Here is an 18,135-nt window from a genome sequence, read left to right as displayed (position 1 = left end):
GATCGAGCACTGTCGAACATCGGACACATGTTCCCACCGAGCGGTGCGGCGAGGTGGAGTACTCCGGGGCAGCGCCCGGCGTGGCGCCCGGCGTGGTATCCGCCCACCGGACTCAGCGGCTCGCGTGGACGGCTTCGGCGGACTCCGTCGGCGTGGCCGGGCCGGGCGGCGCGCTCCGCGGGCGCCCCCGGACGAGGCGGCGGGCGAGGGGTTCGGTCCAACGGGCGGCGAGCGGCCCGAGGACGACCAGGATCAGTACGTACGCGGTGGCCAGCGGGCCGATGCGCGGTTCGACACCGACGGCGAGTCCGGCGATGACGATGGAGAACTCGCCGCGCGCCACCAGGGTGCCGCCCGCCCGCCACCGGCCCTTGGCGGAGATCCCGGCCCGCCCGGCCGCCCAGTAGCCGGTGGCGATCTTCGTCAGGGCGGTGACGGTGGCCAGCGCCAGGGCGGGGAGGAGGACGGGCGGGATGTCCGCGGGGTCGGTGTGCAGGCCGAAGAAGACGAAGAACACCGCGGCGAACAGGTCCCGCAGCGGGGTGAGGAGGCTGCTGGCGCCCTCGGCGACCTCGCCGGACAGCGCGATGCCGACGAGGAAGGCGCCCACGGCCGCCGAGACCTGGAGCTGCTGGGCGATGCCCGCGACGAGAAGGGTGAGGCCGAGGACGACCAGCAGGAGCATCTCGGCGTTGTCGGAGGAGACGGCGCGGCTGATGAGACGGCCGTGGCGCAGCGCCACGTACAGGACGGCTCCGACGGTCCCCAGGGCGATCAGGAGGGTGACGGCTCCGCCCGCGAGGCTCACCCCGGCGAGCAGGGCGGTGAGGATGGGCAGGTAGAGCGCCATGGAGAGGTCTTCCAGGACCAGGATGCCGAGGACGACCGGAGTCTCGCGGTTGCCGAGCCGGCGCAGGTCGCCGAGGACCTTGGCGATGACGCCGGAGGAGGAGATCCAGGTGACTCCGGCGAGGGCGACGGCCGCGACCGGGCCCCAGCCGAGCAGCAGGGCCGTCGCGGCGCCGGGGGCGGCGTTGAGCGCGAAGTCGACCGCGCCGGAAGGGTATTGGGTCTTCAGGCTGGTGACGAGTTCGGAGGCGCTGTACTCCAGACCGAGCAGGAGCAGCAGGAGGATGACGCCGATCTCCGCGCCGGTGGCGACGAACTCCTCGCTGGCCTCCAGGGGCAGGATGCCGCCGTGGCCGAAGGCGAGCCCGGCCAGCAGGTAGAGGGGTATGGGTGAGAAGCCCACGCGTCCGGCGAGGCGTCCCAGCAGGCCCAGGACGAGGATGATCGCCCCGAGTTCGATGAGCAGGGCGGTGGTGTCGTGCACGGGCGTCTGACCTCCGTCGGTCGAAGTCGGTGGTGGCGTCTGTGCCGTACGGGCGTGCGGGTGTCCCGAAGTGGCTCGTCGCTGCGTCAGGGAGCCGGAGAAGGGCGTGGGTTGCCGCCGTGAGCGGCGGGCTGCGTCGCGGGTGAGGCGGTACCGACCGTGGGTCTGCCTGTCTCCACCGCGCGGGGCGAGGAAGCGTCAGCGCACGGGGTGGTGGCTCAGGACGGTACCGCCGGTATCGGGAACGCCGTCGCGAGCGGCGTTGTCGACGCGTACGTGGACGACTCGGCCCATGCCACGCCCCCCATCACGTCGGCGGCGACCGCCGGCCCGTTGCTCCACGGCCGGGCGGATCGGCGCCCAGCGGAGTGTAAGCGCTTGGTAAAGGATCCTAGCGCACACCGAAAGGTGAAAATCATAGAAATACATGTCAGATGGGTTGGATGAGAAGGAGAGCGATGTCGTCGCTGCGCGGGGTCGAGCGGCGGGCGTGCCGGACGAGGGCGTCCGCGAGGGCGTTCATGGTGCCGGGCCCGGTGCGGCCGAGTTCGCGGGCGAGGGCGTCCACGGCGTCGTCGATGTCGATGCCCGGGGCTTCGACCATGCCGTCGGTATAGAGGGCCAGCACCGAACCGGGAGGCAGCGGGACCTCGATGGACTCGTACGGGGCGTCCGGCTCGATGCCCAGCAGGAGCCCGGGCGGCACCTGGAGGACTTCGGTGCGGCCGCCGGGGTGGCGCAGCAGCGGGGGCGGGTGGCCGGCGCTGGCCAGGCACGCGACGTGCGTGGTCAGGTCGAGGTGGACGTAGAGGCAGCTGGTGAACAGGCCGGGGTCGAGGTCGGTGAGCAGGCGGTTGGTGCGGGCGAGGACCTCGTCGGGGGCCGCGCCGGCATTGGCGTGGACGGCGGTGCGGACCTGTCCCATGAGCGCCGCCGCGTTGACGTTGTGCCCCTGGACGTCACCGATGGTGGCGGCGGCCGTGGTGGTGTCGAGGCGGATGAGGTCGTAGAAGTCGCCGCCGATGTCCATGCCGCGAGTGGCGGGGAGGTAGCGGGCGGCCACGTCCAGACCGGGGACCCGGGGCAGGGTGTGGGGCAGCAGAACGGCCTGGAGGTTGTGGACGAGCCGGTGCTGGGTGTCGTAGAGACGAGCCCGGTCCAGCGCCTGCGCGATCAGCCCGGCGGTGGAGGTGAGGACGGCCCGCTCCTCCGGAAGGAAGGGGTGGGGCCGGTCGTAGGCGAGCACCAGGGAGCCGACGGGACGTCCGGAGGTGATCAGCGGCAGGAAGGCCCAGGCGGCCATGCCGTCCTGGAGGACCGCGGGGGGATACGCACGCCTGAGCTCGGCGAAGGTGGCGAAGAAGCCCGGAACGCCGGTGGTCAGGGTGCGCACGGCGGGGGTGTCGGAGGTGAGCGGGGCGGCGTCGAAACGCTGCATGAGGTCGGCGGAGTAGCCGCGGTAGCCGATGATCCGCAGGCGTCCGTCCTCCGCCGTCATCAGCGCGAGGGCCCTGGCCCCGAAGGCGGACGGGAGCTGTTCGGCGACCTGGTCGACCACGTCCCGGACCCCGACGGCCTCGGTGAGCGTGGCCGCCAGGTGCATCAGGTGGTAGAGGGTGGCGGCCCGGCCGGGCGTGGCGGCAGCCGCCGGATGCGGTCGCGGCGGGCCGCTGAGCGGAGCGTGGGCGTGCGCCGAGTGGGTGGGGGCGATGTACACGCTGATGCCGGAGGCGTCCGGGTGCAGCCGGAAGGACAGCCACCGGTCCGGCGGCCGCAGGGCGGTGAAGGAGGTCGGTTCGCGGCTGATCAGGGCCGCCCGGTAGCTGTCCTCGGCGATCGGGTCGTCGAGCCAGGGCAGCGCCTCCCACGGCTTGGTGCCGAGCAGGTCGGGGACGGCGGAGCCGAGCAGCCGGGCGGCCGTGGTGGTGGCGAAGGTGATGCGGCCGTCCACGTCCAGCGAGCAGCAGCCGCCGGGGAAGCGCTCGGCGAAGTCGACGGCGGACTGCGCCTGGGCCGCTGCGACCGGCCGGGCCCGGAGCGGCGGCAGCACCCGTGGCACCCCGCCGACCCGCACGGGGTGTCCGTCGGCGGCGGCCCGCCGCAGGAACTGACCCACCCGGAGGCAGAGGCCGGTCATGGCCTCCCGTTCGCGCACGCTCAGCTGTGCCGGGTGCGAGGCGGGCCACTGGAGCACCAACCCGCCCCAGACCTCCTCCCCGGTGGTGATCGGGGCGGCGGCCAGCGAGAAGCGGTACGGCACGACGAGCGACAGACGCGGATAGCGGCGCGCCATCTCCTCCGCGCCGCCGATCCACACCAGGCGTCGTTCCCGCACGGCGTCGGACACCGGGGACGCGGCCGTCAGCGCCACTCGCGCCCAGGGCATGGAGATCTCCCAGGGGAGCCCGCCCAGTACGGCGAGCCACAGCACCGTCTCGTCGGCCGCCGGCAGGTACACGGCGGTCACGGAGGCGCCGGTCTCCCGCGCGGCCTCGGCCAGGACCGTGTCCAGCGACTCCGGATCACGGCCCCCACCCGACCCGGCAGCGGCAGCATCCGGCACACTCTCACCTTCCCCGCAGCACAGGGGGCGCTCGCTGAACGACGCGCAGACCCCCGGGCGCCGAGGGCCGTCACCCCTACGGCGGACCCTACGCCGACCGTGCGGACGCGGCATTTCGTCGGGCCCGCGGACGGCGTCCGTGCGCCGGGGTGAGCCGTCGTCCGCCGTCTTCGCGCCCCACATCGCCGCTTGTCAGCGCCTCTGTGCGGGCACTACTGTCACCACGCCTTGGTGAACGGGAAATCCGGTGTGATGCCGGTGCGGCCCTCGCCACTGTGATCGGGAAGTCCGGCTCCGGCCCTCGCGGGCAGCCACTGGGTCCTTGAGACCCGGGAAGGCGGAGCACGGGCGGTGGTACCCGTGAGCCAGGAGACCGGCCAAGGCACGTCAACCATCCACGAGGTGCTGGAGAGGGTCTGCTCAGCCATGCACATAGCCGAGGGTTTTCTGCCTCCGGCGCATGCGATCGCCTGGGGCGTCGCATCCGCGCCATTCGTCGTCCACGGAGTACGGTCACTCACCCGTGAGGTCAAGGAGCACCCCGAGAGCACCCTGCTCCTCGGCGCCTCCGGAGCCTTCACGTTCGTACTGTCCGCGCTGAAACTGCCTTCGGTGACCGGGAGTTGCTCACACCCCACCGGCACGGGGCTCGGCGCCATCCTGTTCCGGCCGCCGATCATGGCGGTGCTGGGCACCATCACCCTGCTCTTCCAGGCCCTGTTGCTCGCCCACGGCGGCCTGACGACGCTCGGCGCCAACGTCTTCTCGATGGCCGTCGTCGGGCCCTGGGCGGGTTACGCGGTCTACCGGCTGCTGCGGCGGTTCGAGGTGCCGCTGATGGTCACGGTGTTCTTCGGCGCGTTCGTGGCCGACCTGTCCACCTACTGCGTCACCAGCGTGCAGCTGGCGCTCGCCTTCCCGGACCCGAGCAGCGGATTCCTGGGCGCGCTCGGCAAGTTCGGCTCCATCTTCGCCGTCACCCAGATCCCGCTCGCGGTCAGCGAGGGGCTCCTCACGGTGTTCGTGATGCGACTGCTGACCCAGTCCAGCAAGGGTGAACTGACCAGGCTGGGCGTGCTCGTGACCGGCGGCCGGACCAAGGCCGGCGCCGACGCGGGGACCGAGGCCGGGACCGAGGCCGGGACCGAGGCCGGGACCGAGGCGGTGGCCCGGTGAGCCGTAACGCGAAGATCAACGCCCTGCTGCTGTTCGTGGTGGCCGCGCTGGCCGTCCTGCCGCTGGCCCTCGGGCTCGGCGACCACAAGGAGGAGCCGTTCACGGGCGCCGACTCGGAGGCGGAGACGGCGATCACCGAGATCCGGCCGGACTACGAACCCTGGTTCTCGCCCCTGTACGAGCCGCCGTCCGGCGAGATCGAGTCGGCACTGTTCGCCCTTCAGGCGGCCCTCGGTGCGGGGGTCCTCGCCTACTACTTCGGTCTGCACCGGGGACGGCGCCAGGGCGAACTCCGGGCCCTGGCCCAGCGGGACACCACGACCTCGACGACCTCGACGACCTCGGCAGCGGCGAAGACCTCGACGACAGCGAGGACCTCGCAGAGCACCGAGAGCGACGAGAAGACCGGGAACGCCGGGAACGCCGGGAACACAGGGAACACAGGGAACACCGCGAGATCCCATCCCTCCGAGAGCGCCTCCGAAGCGTCCGCTCCCGAACGGACCTGAGCCCGCGTGCTGCCGATCGACGCGGCGGCGCACAGCAGTCGCTGGCGCCACCGCCATCCCGTGGACAAGGCCGTGCTGGGACTGGGCCTCACCGTGCTCGCCATCTCCCTGCCGCCCTGGCCCGGCGCCGCCCTGGTCCTGGTGACGGCGCTCGTCATCCTGCTGGGACCCGCGGGGGTGCCGGGCCGGCGGCTGTGGCGCGCCTACCGGGTACCGCTGGGCTTCTGCGTGACCGGTGCGCTCACCCTGCTCGTGCAGGTCGGCGGCCCGGACCGGTTCGTGGCCCTGGCCGACGGCGGTCCGGTGCGCGCCGGGGAGCTGCTGCTGCGTACCTCGGCGGCCTCCCTCGGGGTCCTCCTCCTCGCGTTCACCACCCCGATGTCCGACCTGCTGCCCCGCCTGGTCAGGGCCGGAGTGCCCGCGCCCGTCGTGGACGTCGCGCTGGTGACGTACCGCATGAGCTTCCTGCTGCTCGACTCCGTGCGCCGGATCCGAGAAGCGCAGGCGGCCCGGCTCGGGCACAGCACCCGGGCCGCGGAGTGGCGTTCGCTGGCCGGGCTCGGCGCCACCGCGTTCGTCCGTGCCTTCGACCGGGCGGCTCGCCTCCAGGACGGGCTGGCCGGACGCGGCTACGACGGCACCCTGCGCGTCCTGGTGCCCGAGGCCCGCGTCTCCGTCCGCTTCACGGCCGCCAGCGCCGCGCTCTTCGCGGCCCTGGTCGCCCTCACCTTCGTACTGCAATCCGTACTGGAAAGGCCGCTGTCATGAGCGAGCCCGCACTGGTCGCCCTGCGGGGTGCCTCCTTCGCCTACGAGGACGGCCCGGCCGTGCTCAGCGGCCTGGACTTCGAGGTCCACGCGGGGCGCGCGCTCGCCCTGCTGGGCCGCAACGGCAGCGGCAAGACCACGCTGATGCGGCTGCTGAGCGGTGGACTGCGGCCGGGCAAGGGCGAGTTGCGGGTCGAGGGGCGCCCGGTGACGTACGACCGCAAGGGGCTGACCCGGCTGCGTACGACCGTGCAGCTGGTGGTCCAGGACCCGGACGACCAGCTGTTCGCCGCGTCCGTCGCCCAGGACGTGTCGTTCGGCCCGCTGAACCTCGGCCTGCCCGACACCGAGGTGAGGGCCCGGATCGAGGAGGCGCTCGCGGCCCTGGACATCACCGCCCTGGCCGACCGGCCCACCCATCTGCTCTCCTACGGCCAGCGCAAGCGCACCGCGATCGCCGGCGCCGTCGCGATGCGGCCCCGGGTGCTGATCCTCGACGAACCGACCGCCGGACTCGACCCCGACGGCCAGGAACGGCTGCTCGCGATTCTCGGCCGACTGCGCGAGTCCGGCACGACCGTGGTCATGGCCACCCACGACGTCGACCTGGCCCTGCGCTGGGCCGACGACGCGACCCTGCTCACCCCGTCCGGCGCGCGCACCGGCCCCGCCGCCACGACACTCGCCCGCACGGACCTCCTCCAACAGGCGGGCCTGCGGCTGCCCTGGGGCGTCGCCGCCGCCCAACTCCTGCGCGTCCACGGTCTGCTGACGGATCCCTCGACCGGCCCGCGCACCGCGGAGGAACTGGCCGCGCTGGCCGCGACGCCCGCTCCCCCGATCCCCGCCGAAGGCCGACGCCCCCGCGACGGTGTCCGCCGGCCGCCGACAGCCGACGCACGGGAACCGGATGGGCGATGATCGCCGCATGGAGCGGATCATGGATCTCGACGAAGCCGTTGCCGCCGTCACGGACCGCCGGACCGCCTGGCGGGCCGAAGGACTGACGGTCGGTCCCGTGACCTGGCGCGACGCGGCAGCTCCCTGGCCACAGCGGCTCGAGACCGACCGGGCCGAGGTCACGGATCCCGACTCGGTCGGCATCCATGTCCGCGGCCCGCACGAGGCCGAACTGCTCGTCGTCCTCTACCGCGGCGGGTGGGCCGACATCGACTACATCGCGACCATCGACGACGCGGGCGTGCTCCCCACCCCGGCGATGACCTCCACCCAGCAGTTCGGAGCCCTCCTCGACACCTGCATGACCCGCGTCTTCGGGCTCGCCCCCGCCGGCGGGTAGGAAGTTGCCATCCCCCAGGTACTGCCTACGGTGCTCGCCCGCCCGCGATGTCGACGTTCCGCTCCCCCGCGGCGGCCTTCGCCCGGGCGAGGGCGCCGTGGATGCCGTCGGTGACGAACGTGAAGGTGGTGCCGCCCTCCTTGACCAGGGTGGGCCGTGGACGGTGGGTGAGCACGAAGCCCGGAGTCCGGAACGGCGGGTTGTCCCCTCGCGTCGATCGGGACCCGGCCCTGCGCGGCTCATGGCATGCGCCCCGCGCCGGGCGCGTCACCGCGAGCCGACGAGGCTGCGCGTACGTTGCGGCGGCGTCCGTCGTACGGTCATCGCCGGGGGCCGCCCGGCGGGACGTCTCGCGGGGTGGGTGCCTCGGCCCTGCTCACCGCGGGCACTTCCCGTACCCGCGGTCCCGACCCATGAATGGTTTGATATTCAACTATGACTCGACGGATCTTCATAGACAAGCAGAGCCCCAAGGCCTACCACGCGCTGGTCCAGACGTCCGAGGCCGTGCGGGCGACCGCCGCCGACGCCGGCCTGGAGCGCACCGTCGTGGAACTGATCAACCTGCGCGTCTCGCAGCTCAACGGCTGCGCGTTCTGCCTCGACCTGCACACCAGGGCCGCCGTGCGCGCCGGTGAGGACACCCGGCGGCTGGGTGTCCTCGCGGCGTGGCGGGACACCGACCTCTTCAGCCCCCTGGAGCGTGCCGCCCTGGCGCTGGCCGAGGCGACCACCGTGCTGTCCGACGCCGCCGCGCAGGAGGCCGCGTACGCCGACGCCGTGGAGGTTCTCACCGAGGACCAGACAGCGGCGGTGATCTGGGTGGCGGTCACCATCAACGCCTTCAACCGGGTGTCCATCCTGAGCAAGCACCCGGTGCACTAGCAACCGCAGTCCCCGTGGGCCCGCGGCCGGCCGACGTCTCAACACAGGCCCGCCGGTTGCGCGGTGCCGCGTCCGGTAAGAATCGTCTGGCCCGATGCGCGCCGACCGCCCCACCCGTGGAGGACCGCCCATGCCCCGTCCCGTCGCCCTCGACGGCCCGGAGTCCGTCAACGCCGAGGCCTGGCAGGCCTACGCGACGCACCACCTGCGGCGCGGCACGGTCCTGGCCGAGGCGGAGCGGATCGACTGGGGGTTCCCGGGCGCCGGGCCGGACGAGGCCTTCCTCGGGGAACTGGCGGGCCGGCGCGTCCTGGACCTCGGCTGCGGTCCGGCCCGGCACGCCGCCCGGCTCGTCCGCGCGCACGGGGCCACCGTCGACGCGGTCGATCGCGCGCCGGGCCAGATCGAGCGGGCCCGGGACCGGTACGGCTCACTGCCCGGCCTGCGCCTGCTCCATGCCGACGCCGTCGAGCACCTGCGCACCGCACGGCCGTACGACGTGATCTACTCCGTCAACGCCGTACCGTTCATCGACCCCCGGCGGCTGTTCCCCGCCCTGGCGACCGCGCTCGCCCCCGGCGGGACGCTCTGTTTCTCCGTGCTGGACACCAACTCCGACGGCGACGGCCCCACTTCGGAGCTGGTGGCGCGGCCGGAGACCCTGCGGTTCGCGGGCGGCGGCGAGACGACGGTGCGGATGTGGGTGCCCACCACCGAGCGGTGGCAGCACCTGCTCGCCGAGCACGGGCTGCGTCTGGAGGACGTGGTGCCGGTGACATCGCCGGACCCCGCCAACCCCGCCGCCTACCGGGTCCTCCGGGCCCGGCGCCCCGTGCGCGTCTCGGCCCGCGCCCGCTCCGGCCGCCCGCCCGTCGCGCACGCGGCGATCGGCGTCGGCGCCATCCTGTACGGGCCCCGCCGGGGGCTGCTCCTGGGCCGTCACCGCCGGGGCACCTGGGAGCTGCCCGGAGGCACGGTGGAACCCGGGGAGTCGCTCCAGGAGACGGTGGTACGGGAGTTGCGCGAGGAGACCGGGCTGCGGGCGGACCCGTCGAAGGTGCGCCTGCTGGGCACCCTGCTCGACCGGGTGGAGGGTGTCGTGCGGATGACCGTCGGCGCCGTCGTCACCGACTGGGAGGGCGAGCCGGCCGACCAGCCCGGCGAGAGCGTCGGCGACTGGCGCTGGTACCCGCTGGACCGGCTGCCGCCGTCCTTGTTCGTGTGCAGCGCCCAGTCCCTCACCGTCTGGCGCCCGGACCTGCCGATCGATCACGCCCCGGCCCACTTCACCCCGTTCGCCGGGTACGACGGCCAGGTGCGCGGCGATGACGACTGACCCCGCGGGGGCCCCTCGCGTCCCGGTCCGTCCCCGGGTCCGCCCCCGGCTCCCGGCCGACCTGGACGGCTGTGTCGCCGTGCTCGCGCTGGTGCACACGCACAGCGGCTACCCGGTCGACCTGCCCGACCGGCCCGCCGCCTGGCTGACTCCGGCCGCCCTGCTCGCGGCGTGGGTGGCCGAGCTGGACGGGCGGATCGTCGGGCATGTCGGTCTGTGCGGTGCCGGGAAGGAGGACGCGGCGGCGAGCCTGCGGGACGGCCCGGCGGCGCCCGCGGTGATCAGCCGGCTGTACGTCTCCCCCGAGGCCCGCGGCCACGGCGTCGGCGCGGCCCTCCTGGCACGGGCGGCCGGGGCGGCACGCGCCCGGGATCTGCACCCGGTCCTGGACGTGGTGGCCGCCGACCCCGCGGTGTCCTTCTACGAGCGCCTCGGTTGGCGGCTCCTCGGCACCGCCGACCAGCGGTGGGGTCCGACCCGGACGGTGTCCGTGCGCTGCTACGCCGCCCCGCGTACGGCCGCTCGGGCGACCGAGTAGCACAAGGGGCCGGCAGGCGCTGCCGAACGGCGGTGCAAGCACCCGGAATCGTGCGTTTCCTCACTCGTTCTCGTGGTCTTCCCGCCCACCCCCCTGGCGGGAGTTCCCGCAGGTCATGAGAAAGTTGCGGCCCAAACTACCCAGGGGGGTCTGTGACACGACATCAGAAGCGGTTCGGGGTGCGCAGAAAGCCGGTGACACTGCTCGTCGCGCTCGGCACGATGGCCGGGGCGGCGCTCGCGGGGGCGGCTCCGGCCGACGCCGCGACCTGGACCACCGTGGCGGCGGGCGTGGCGTACCGGCAGTACGACCTGTCGGCGGCCGCCGGGACGACGCATGTGCATGTGCTCAGCGTCGATCTCGCCAACACCCACGTGCGTCTCGGGCTGTTGTACCCGGGGGCGGTCGCGTCCCGCTCGGCGATCTCCTCACTGGCGAACAGTCAGAAGGCCGTCGCCGGCATCAACGGCGACTTCTTCAACATCAGTGAGACGCAGCACCCGGGCGTCGCGGCGACCGGGGCGAGCGTGGGGCCGGCGGTCGCGAACGGGAAGGCGCTCAAGGGCGCGGTCCCGAACGGGCAGCGGTTCGGGCCGGCGCTGCCGCCGGGCACGAACACCAGGGCCGTGGTCGGTGTGGGCACCGACGGCAAGGCCCGGTTGGACAGCCTGTCCCTCAACGGAACGGTCAGCATCCTCGGGCGGCGGCTGCCGTTGGGCGGCGTCAACCAGTACGCGCTGGCCGAGAACTCCATCGGCGCGTACACCTCGGACTGGGGCAGCGTCTCGCGCAAGCGGGCCACCTGCGGCACGGACACCGAACGGGCCGCGGCGTGCAGCACCAGCACCTACGAGGTGACCGTGAAGAAGGGCCGGGTGGTGTCGACGTCGACCGCACCCGGCAGCGGCACCATCACGGCCGGCACCACGGTCCTCGTCGGGCGGGAGGCGGGCGCGGCGCGCCTGAAGAAGCTCGTCAAGGGTCAGGCGGTGGCGGTGCGCTACGGGCTGACGGCCGCGTCGAGGTCCGCTTACAGCTTCGCCGTGGGCGGCTACCCGATCCTGTCCGCCGCCAAGCCGCTGTCCGGCCTGGACACGTCGGTCTCGGCGGTGCGTACGGCCGTGGGCATCGGCAACGGCGGGAAGCGGGTGTACCTGTTCGCGCTGGACGGTGCCACCGCGTACCGCAAGGGGCTGACGATCGCCGAGGTCGCAGGCGCCCTGAAGAGTCTCGGCGCGACCGAGGGCTTCAGCCTGGACGGCGGCGGCTCGTCGACCCTGGTGGCCCGTCCCGCGGGCTCGACCAAGGTGTCGGTCCGCAACCACCCGTCCGACGGGTACGAGCGCCCCGTGGCGAACGGCATCGGGGTCTTCACCAAGTAGGAGCCCAGGTCATGGGTGAACCCGCGGTGGCCTCACGGTCGAAGACTGCCGACGATGTCGGCCGTCGCCGTGAGGCCACTGTGGATGGTGGGGGCGATGCCGGTGCCGGCCAGGAGGAACCCGAGCAGCAGGCAGACCAGCCCGTGCGAGACCTTCAGTCCGCCGTTGCGCATGAAGATCACCGCCAGGACCAGCAGCAACAGCACCGCGGAAATCGAAATGGCCACCGTCAACCTCCTCCGACAGGTCCGTTTTCACGGCGTTCGGCCGCAAGTGTGGCCTAACGGAGGGTTCGTCCGTGCGGCTGACCTGTCCGCCGAACGAGTGGTGTCAGGCGAGGGCCGCTACGCCGTCCGGTGGGCGTCGAGGAATGCCTCCAGGCCCGCCAGGTCGTCCGTGTTGAGGTGGTCGACGCCGGCGGCGAGGAGTTCGGCCCACAGCGCGTCCCGGGCGGGGCCCGCGAGATCGGGCGTGGCCCAGAACCGCACCTGTTGTCCGCGCGCGTGGGCCGCGCCGACGATGCTCCGCAGCTTCTGCCGTTCCGCCTCGGGGAAGGCCCCGACGCCGAGCCAGGTGAAGTTGAGCGTCCAGTTGTCGCTGATCAGCGAGGCGAACGAGGACTCGGAGGTGCCGAGGTCGACAAGCCGGCCGTCATAGAAGGCCCGGCGCACGGTCTGGGCCTCCATGGGCGTACGGGCCGCGCGGTCACCGGAGATGACGGCGGTCACGGCTCCGGGGTGGACGCGGCCGTGCGCGTAGGTGGTGAACAGACTTTTGTGACGCGCCAGTTGCCGGTCGAGTTCGAGATACGTCGAGGACCCCTCGGTCTTGATGTCGATGAGCAGCTGAAGGGGCTGCCGGTAACCCCGGTACACCGATCCGCGGTTGGCTTTCACGCGGGCGGCGAGCGGGGCGAGGTAGAGCGACTCCAGGGTGCGGGTGGGGTCGAGCTGGTCCGCCGAATGGGCGATGAGGAGTTCACCGTCGACGAGGAAGATGTCGGCCTCGACGCTGCCGAAGCGGTGGTCGAGGGCGTCGAGGAGCGGGCGGGGATGCTCGTAGTCGTTGTGGGCGTGGGCGCGCCACAGCGGGCGGGGGCCGCGCTTGTGGCCGTCGGCGAACGCGCTGCCGGCGGGCGGGGCGAGCACCGCGGCGACGGTGGCGCCGAGGCCGGTGAGCACTCTGCGGCGGGTGACGAGAGCCATGTCGTTCCTCCCTGTGGGGCGGTCGGGACCACAGGGAGTATGAGGCTGAAGGAGCGGCAACGAACCTGTACGTGCCAGGAGTTGGCCGGACCGCCGTCGCTCGTTCACTCCTTCCGGCCGGCGGCACGAAAAAGCCCGCCCCAGGTGGGGCGGGCTTCATCGGGTGACGGTCAGGGGGCCCGCAGATCGACGAGTTCGGCCACGGCGGCCCGGTGGGCGCCCGCGCTGCCGTAGGCGATCGAGTCCGCCTTGGCCCGCTTGAGGTACAGGTGGATCGGGTGCTCCCACGTCATGCCGATGCCCGCGTGCAGCTGGAGCGCCTCCTCGGCGGCGTGCACGGCGACGCCTGCCGCGTAGGCCTGGGCGACGGCCACCGCGATGTCGACGTCCTCACCGCTCGCCAGTGCGTCGGCCGCGCCCCGGGCGACGGCCCGGAGGTTGACGACCTCCAGCCAGAGCTGGGCCAGCCGGTGCTTGATCGCCTGGAAGCCGCCGACGGGCCGGTTGAACTGCTTGCGCTCCTTCAGATAGCGCACGGTCTCGGTCAACGCCCAGTCCGCCAGACCGAGTTGCTCCGAGGCGAGCAGCCCCGCGCCGGCCCGCAGACCACGGCGGACCGCCGGTTCGGCGTCGCCGAGGCGGCGGCCGGGGGCACCGTCGAGGGTGACCGTCGCGAGCGGGCGGGTGAGGTCGAGCGACACCTGCGGGGTGACGGTCGCGGCGGCCGCGTCCACCGCGTACAGACCGCCGTCGTCCGCGGGCACGAGCAGCACGTCGGCGACGGCCGCGTCCGCGATCCCGGACAACTCGCCGTGGAGAACGCCCCCTTCGACGCGTACGGCCTGGACGGCGGCGCCCGGTGCGGTGTGCAGGCCGACCGCCAACACACCGATCGTCCGCCCGGACGCCAGCCGGCCGAGCAGCTCCTCGTCCCCGAGGGCCAGCAGCGCCTCGGTGGCGACGACGGCGCTGGTCAGGTACGGAACAGGGGCGACGGCACGCCCCAACTCCTCCAGCACCACGGCGACTTCACGATGGCCGGCACCCTGACCGCCCAGCGCCTCGGGCACCAGCAGGCCCGCGAGGCCCATGCCGTCGGAGAGCGCCTTCCAGGCCGCGAGGTCGTGCGGCGCGTCCGACTCCGTACGCGCGATGACCCCGGGCGCGTCGCAGTGGTCGGCGAGCAGGTCACGGACGGCGGCGCGCAGCGCCTCTTCCTCCTCGGAGTAGAGGAGATCGGGCTGTGCGCTCATCGGGCCAGGTCCTTCCAGGCGACGTCCTTGTCGGTGCGCGGCTCGGACGGCAGGCCCAGGACGCGTTCGGCGACGATGTTCAGCAGGACCTCGCTGGTCCCGCCCTCGATGCTGTTGCCCTTGGAGCGGAGGTAGCGGTACCCGGCCTCCCGGCCGGTGAAGTCCACCAGCTCCGGGCGGCGCATGGTCCAGTCGTCGTACAACAGGCCCTCCGCACCGAGGAGTTCGACCTCCAGGCCGCTGATCTCCTGGTTGAGCCGGGCGAACGCGAGCTTCATGCCGGAGCCCTCGTAGCCGGGCTGGCCGGCGACGAGCTGCTGGCGCAGGCGTTCACCGGTGAGGCGGGCGGCCTCGGCCTCGACCCAGAGCTTCAGCAGCCGCTGGTGCAGGTCGTGGGTGCGCAGCTCGGGCCGCTCGCGCCAGGTCTTCGAGACCGGGCCGATCATGCCGCCCTCGCGGGGCAGCCGCATGCCGCCGATGGCGACGCGCTCGTTGTTCAGCGTGGTCTGCGCGACCCGCCAGCCGTCGCCGACCTCGCCGAGGCGGCGGGAGTCGGGGATGCGGACGTCGGTCAGGAACACCTCGTTGAACTCGGCCTCGCCGGTGATCTGGCGCAGCGGCCGGACCTCGACACCCGGGTCCGTCATGTCACAGAGGAAGTAGGTGATGCCCGCGTGCTTGGGCACGTCCGGGTCGGTGCGGGCGATGAGGATGGCCCAGCGGGCGACATGGGCGCTGGACGTCCACACCTTCTGCCCGTTCACGACCCAGCCGCCCCCGTCCTCACGGACGGCGCGGGTGCCGAGCGCGGCCAGGTCGGAACCGGCGCCGGGCTCGCTGAACAGCTGGCACCAGACCTCCTCGCCCACCCACAGGGGACGCAGGAACCGCTGCTTCTGCTCCTCGGTGCCGTAGCGCAGGATCGTCGGCGCGGCCATGCCGAGACCGATGCCGATGCGCCGCGGGTCGTTGTCGGGGGCGCCCGCGGCCGCCAGCTCGGCGTCCACGACGACCTGGAGGGAGCGGGGCGCGCCCAGTCCGCCGAGGCCCTCGGGGAAGTGCACCCAGGCGAGTCCCGCGTCGAAGCGGGCCTTGAGGAAGTCCGTCGTACCGGTGTCGGCGGGCGGGTGCGCGGCCAGCAACTGCGCTGTGCGGCGCTTGAGTTCGGCTGCGTCGGTCATGCGGTGGCTCCGTTCTGCGGTACGACGGCGACCCGGCCGGTGGTGACGCCGTCGCCGACCCGCTGCACGGCGGCCGCGGCCCCGTCGAGCGGTACGCGCTCACTCACCAGCGGCCGGATCGCGCCCCGGCCGGCCAGTTCGGTGAGCTGCTCGTGGCAGTGCTGGACCAGCTTCGGGTTCTTGGTGTTGTACAGGCCCCAGTGCAGGCCGAGGATCGCGTAGTTCTTGACCAGGGCGTGGTTCAGCGCGGGACTCGGGATGGTCCCGCTCGCGAAGCCGACGACCACGATCCGGCCCTCGAAGGCGACGACCTTCGTGGACTGGGTGTAGGCCTCGCCGCCGACGGGGTCGTAGATCACGTCGGCGCCCCGGCCGCCGGTTGCCTCCTTCACCGCACCCACGACGTCCTGCGCCCTGCGGTCGATCACCACGTCGCAGCCCAGCTCCCGGGCCACGGCGGCCTTCTCGGCGCCGCCCACGACGCCGATGACCCTCGCGCCCGCCGCCTTCCCCAGCTGCACGGCCGCGCTGCCGACCCCTCCTGCGGCAGCGTGGACGAGCAGCGTCTCGCCGGCCTCCAGGCGCGCCCTGCGGTGCAGACCGAACCAGCCCGTCTGGTAACCGATGTGCAGCGCGGCGGCCTCGGCGTCGTCCAGCGACTCGGGCGCCGGCAGCAGGGCGGCCGCGTCGGCGACCGCGTACTCGGCGAAACCGCCGTACGGCAGCGCCGGGTTGGCGATCACGCGACGGCCGTCCTCGGTCTCGCCGCAGATCTCCACGCCGGGCGTGAACGGCAGCGGGGGCCGCACCTGGTAGTGCCCCCGGACCATCAGCACGTCCGGGAAGTTGATGTTCGCGGCACGCACCCTGAGCAGGACCTGGCCGTCGCCGGGCGTGGGCCGCTCCACGTCCTCGAGCCGCATCACCTCGCTCGGCTCGCCGTTCTCGTGCACCTGCCATGCCTGCATGCGGAGCCTCCACGGGACTGCGTCGTCCGACCGGCGTTCCGACCGGTTCGCTTCGCATACTAAGCGGTCGCTTGCCACGAGGGAACAGACGACGGACGAAGAGTCGCCTCCGTCACCCCTGCCGGGGCCTCGCTCGCACATGCATCCGCTCGCCCTGCGGTCCGAACAGGCTCAGGAACTCGGCCGGCCCCTCCCCCGTGGACCCGAACCAGTGCGGCACGCGCGTGTCGAACTCCGCGGCCTCGCCCGCCGTCATCACCACGTCGTGCTCCCCCAGCACCACCCGCAGCCGCCCGGACATCACGTACAGCCATTCGTAGCCCTCGTGGACGCGCAGTTCGGGCTCCTCCTCGCGCCGGGGCACCAGCACCTTGAAGGCCTGAAGCCCGCCGGGCTGCCGGGACAGCGGCCAGAACGTGCGCCCGTGCCGCACGATCGGCTCGGCGGCACGCACCCGCGGATCCCCCACCGGCGGCGCCCCGACCAGCTCGTCCAGCGGCACCTGATGGGCCTGGGCGATCGGCAGCAGCAGCTCCAGGCTGGGCTTGCGCAGCCCGGACTCCAGCCGCGAGAGGGTGCTGACGGAGATGCCGGTCGACTCGGACAGCGCCGCGAGCGTCACCTCCCGATCCTTCCGGAGCCGCCGCAGCCTCGGCCCCACCTCCGCGAGTACCTCATCGGTCGTCATGCCTCCATCTTGCCGAACCGGCAAATATGTTTGTCAATCCCGCGTGCTCCCGGCGACCGTGGTCGCGGAGGTGGTCACCGTGACCGAGAAGACCGAGGAGTACGAAGTGATCGTCGTCGGCGGGGGCACCGCCGGCCTGTCCGCCGCGCTCGTCCTGGGCCGGGCCCGGCGCCGCACCCTGGTGGTGGACGCGGGTGAGCCGCGCAACGCGCCCGCCGCCCACATGCAGGGCTATCTGTCGCGGGACGGCATGTCGCCCGCCGAGTTCCTCGCCGTCGGCCGCGAGGAGATCGCGCGGTACGGCGTGGACCTGGTCCACGACCGGGCGGTGGACGCCACCCGGGACGAGGGCTTCGCCGTACGGCTCGCAGGCGGGCGGACCGTGCGGGCCCGGCAGCTCGTCGTCGCGACCGGCCTGAAGGACGAGCTGCCGCCCGTCCCGGGCATCGCCGAGCGCTTCGGCCGGGACGTGGTCCACTGCCCCTACTGCCACGGCTGGGAAGTCCGCGACCAGGCCTTCGGTGTGCTCGCCGGCACCGCGATGAGCGTCCACCAGGCACTGATGGTGTCCCAGTGGTCGAAGGACGTGACCCTGTTCCTGCACACGGTCGCGGAGGCGGACCTGACGGACGAGGACCTGCGCAGGCTGGCCGCCGCCGGCGTGCGGCTCGTCCCCGGCGAGGTGGCGGGCCTGGTCGTCGAGGACGACCGGCTCACCGGGGTCCGGCTCCGGGACGGACGGGTGCACGAGCGCGAGGTGGTGTTCGTGGCGCCCCGGGCGGTGCCGCGGACCGACCTGCTCGCCCGGCTGGGCGCCGAGCTGAGCGAGACCCCCTTCGGCACGTACCCCGTGATCGACGGACGGGGCCTGACGACCGTGCCCGGCCTGTGGGCGGCCGGCAACGCGTCGGGCTTCGCCGAACAGGTCGTGAACGCGGCCAGCCGTGGCTACCGGGCCGGGGCGGCGATCAACGGGGAGCTGCTGATGGCGGACCTCGACACGACGGCCGCCTGCTGAGCGGTCCGGGCGGATCAGGCTGCGGTTCGGCAG

General features: G+C 73.1%; 18 protein-coding genes, 1 pseudogene and 1 riboswitch. Of the genes and pseudogenes, 10 read left to right on the top strand and 9 right to left on the bottom strand.

Going from position 1 to position 18,135, the window contains the following annotated elements; translation table 11 throughout:
• Nucleotides 1-112: 112 nt before the first annotated feature.
• On the bottom strand, nucleotides 113-1,333 hold the full coding sequence (locus OG933_RS36905) for a cation:proton antiporter (protein WP_362534739.1): 1,221 nt from the start codon (nucleotides 1,331-1,333) through the stop codon (nucleotides 113-115).
• A 430-nt stretch (nucleotides 1,334-1,763) separates the two neighbouring features.
• Nucleotides 1,764-3,896: a SpoIIE family protein phosphatase gene (locus OG933_RS36900; protein ID WP_405631226.1), complete on the bottom strand. Its 2,133-nt coding sequence runs from the start codon at nucleotides 3,894-3,896 to the stop codon at nucleotides 1,764-1,766.
• Between the two features lie 212 nt (nucleotides 3,897-4,108).
• Nucleotides 4,109-4,293: riboswitch (cobalamin riboswitch) on the top strand.
• 29 nt (nucleotides 4,294-4,322) lie between these two features.
• On the opposite strand from OG933_RS36900, the gene OG933_RS36895 reads away from it, so the two are divergent.
• Genes OG933_RS36895 through OG933_RS36875 form a run of 5 tightly spaced genes read left to right on the top strand, consistent with a single transcriptional unit; the run spans nucleotide 4,323 to nucleotide 7,648 of the window.
• Nucleotides 4,323-5,072 carry an energy-coupling factor ABC transporter permease gene (locus tag OG933_RS36895; RefSeq protein ID WP_405633619.1) on the top strand — a complete coding sequence of 250 codons (750 nt, stop codon included), beginning with the start codon at nucleotides 4,323-4,325 and terminating at the stop codon, nucleotides 5,070-5,072.
• A complete protein-coding gene (locus OG933_RS36890) occupies nucleotides 5,069-5,581 on the top strand; it encodes an energy-coupling factor ABC transporter substrate-binding protein (RefSeq protein WP_405631223.1) in 513 nt (170 codons plus the stop codon). The genes OG933_RS36895 and OG933_RS36890 overlap by 4 nt, the downstream gene beginning before the upstream one ends.
• Nucleotides 5,582-5,587: 6 nt before the next feature.
• Nucleotides 5,588-6,349 carry a cobalt ECF transporter T component CbiQ gene (gene cbiQ / locus OG933_RS36885; protein ID WP_362534730.1) on the top strand — a complete coding sequence of 254 codons (762 nt, stop codon included), beginning with the start codon at nucleotides 5,588-5,590 and terminating at the stop codon, nucleotides 6,347-6,349.
• On the top strand, nucleotides 6,346-7,269 hold the full coding sequence (locus OG933_RS36880; RefSeq protein WP_405631220.1) for an energy-coupling factor ABC transporter ATP-binding protein: 924 nt from the start codon (nucleotides 6,346-6,348) through the stop codon (nucleotides 7,267-7,269). Before cbiQ ends, OG933_RS36880 begins: the two co-directional genes overlap by 4 nt.
• Nucleotides 7,270-7,288: 19 nt before the next feature.
• Nucleotides 7,289-7,648: a hypothetical protein gene (locus OG933_RS36875; protein WP_362534724.1), complete on the top strand. Its 360-nt coding sequence runs from the start codon at nucleotides 7,289-7,291 to the stop codon at nucleotides 7,646-7,648.
• Nucleotides 7,649-7,654: 6 nt separating this feature from the next.
• On the opposite strand, the pseudogene OG933_RS36870 reads toward OG933_RS36875, so the two are convergent.
• A pseudogene (locus OG933_RS36870) lies at nucleotides 7,655-7,856 on the bottom strand (dihydrofolate reductase); the annotation flags it as partial.
• A 227-nt stretch (nucleotides 7,857-8,083) separates the two neighbouring features.
• Here OG933_RS36870 and OG933_RS36865 point away from each other — a divergent pair.
• From OG933_RS36865 to OG933_RS36850, 4 genes are all read left to right on the top strand, one after another.
• The gene (locus OG933_RS36865) at nucleotides 8,084-8,533 is read left to right on the top strand and encodes a carboxymuconolactone decarboxylase family protein (protein WP_362271362.1); all 450 of its coding nucleotides are present in this window, start codon (nucleotides 8,084-8,086) and stop codon (nucleotides 8,531-8,533) included.
• A gap of 130 nt (nucleotides 8,534-8,663) precedes the next feature.
• Nucleotides 8,664-9,869 carry a bifunctional class I SAM-dependent methyltransferase/NUDIX hydrolase gene (locus OG933_RS36860; RefSeq protein WP_405631218.1) on the top strand — a complete coding sequence of 402 codons (1,206 nt, stop codon included), beginning with the start codon at nucleotides 8,664-8,666 and terminating at the stop codon, nucleotides 9,867-9,869.
• Nucleotides 9,859-10,407, top strand: a complete 549-nt coding sequence (locus OG933_RS36855) for a GNAT family N-acetyltransferase (protein ID WP_405631216.1) — start codon at nucleotides 9,859-9,861, stop codon at nucleotides 10,405-10,407. The genes OG933_RS36860 and OG933_RS36855 overlap by 11 nt, the downstream gene beginning before the upstream one ends.
• A 152-nt stretch (nucleotides 10,408-10,559) precedes the next feature.
• On the top strand, nucleotides 10,560-11,789 hold the full coding sequence (locus OG933_RS36850) for a phosphodiester glycosidase family protein (RefSeq protein WP_405631214.1): 1,230 nt from the start codon (nucleotides 10,560-10,562) through the stop codon (nucleotides 11,787-11,789).
• Nucleotides 11,790-11,821: 32 nt separating this feature from the next.
• Here the strand turns inward: OG933_RS36850 and OG933_RS36845 are convergent, their stop codons facing one another.
• The 6 genes from OG933_RS36845 to OG933_RS36820 all read right to left on the bottom strand — a co-directional run bounded on the left by OG933_RS36845 (nucleotide 11,822) and on the right by OG933_RS36820 (nucleotide 17,084).
• Nucleotides 11,822-12,016, bottom strand: a complete 195-nt coding sequence (locus tag OG933_RS36845) for a hypothetical protein (RefSeq protein ID WP_142269158.1) — start codon at nucleotides 12,014-12,016, stop codon at nucleotides 11,822-11,824.
• 117 nt (nucleotides 12,017-12,133) lie between these two features.
• Nucleotides 12,134-12,994 (bottom strand): phosphatidylinositol-specific phospholipase C/glycerophosphodiester phosphodiesterase family protein, encoded by an 861-nt coding sequence (locus OG933_RS36840; RefSeq protein ID WP_405631213.1) that lies wholly within the window; start codon nucleotides 12,992-12,994, stop codon nucleotides 12,134-12,136.
• Between the two features lie 170 nt (nucleotides 12,995-13,164).
• A complete protein-coding gene (locus OG933_RS36835; RefSeq protein WP_405631212.1) occupies nucleotides 13,165-14,247 on the bottom strand; it encodes an acyl-CoA dehydrogenase family protein in 1,083 nt (360 codons plus the stop codon).
• Nucleotides 14,244-15,428: an acyl-CoA dehydrogenase family protein gene (locus OG933_RS36830; protein WP_405631211.1), complete on the bottom strand. Its 1,185-nt coding sequence runs from the start codon at nucleotides 15,426-15,428 to the stop codon at nucleotides 14,244-14,246. The genes OG933_RS36835 and OG933_RS36830 overlap by 4 nt, the downstream gene beginning before the upstream one ends.
• Nucleotides 15,425-16,396, bottom strand: coding sequence for an NADPH:quinone oxidoreductase family protein (locus OG933_RS36825; protein WP_362573291.1), 972 nt, complete (start codon nucleotides 16,394-16,396; stop codon nucleotides 15,425-15,427). The genes OG933_RS36830 and OG933_RS36825 overlap by 4 nt, the downstream gene beginning before the upstream one ends.
• A 112-nt stretch (nucleotides 16,397-16,508) precedes the next feature.
• The gene (locus tag OG933_RS36820; protein WP_362534698.1) at nucleotides 16,509-17,084 is read right to left on the bottom strand and encodes an XRE family transcriptional regulator; all 576 of its coding nucleotides are present in this window, start codon (nucleotides 17,082-17,084) and stop codon (nucleotides 16,509-16,511) included.
• A gap of 70 nt (nucleotides 17,085-17,154) precedes the next feature.
• On the opposite strand from OG933_RS36820, the gene OG933_RS36815 reads away from it, so the two are divergent.
• Complete coding sequence (locus OG933_RS36815) at nucleotides 17,155-18,102, top strand: NAD(P)/FAD-dependent oxidoreductase (protein WP_405633617.1); 948 nt, start codon at nucleotides 17,155-17,157, stop codon at nucleotides 18,100-18,102.
• Nucleotides 18,103-18,135 lie beyond the last annotated feature (33 nt).

Origin of the sequence: Streptomyces sp. NBC_00016 (assembly GCF_045040885.1) — a bacterium.
GTDB classification, from domain to species: domain Bacteria; phylum Actinomycetota; class Actinomycetes; order Streptomycetales; family Streptomycetaceae; genus Streptomyces; species Streptomyces coriariae.
Note: the sequence above shows the minus strand (reverse complement) of the source record. Positions and strands in the feature narration are given on the sequence as shown.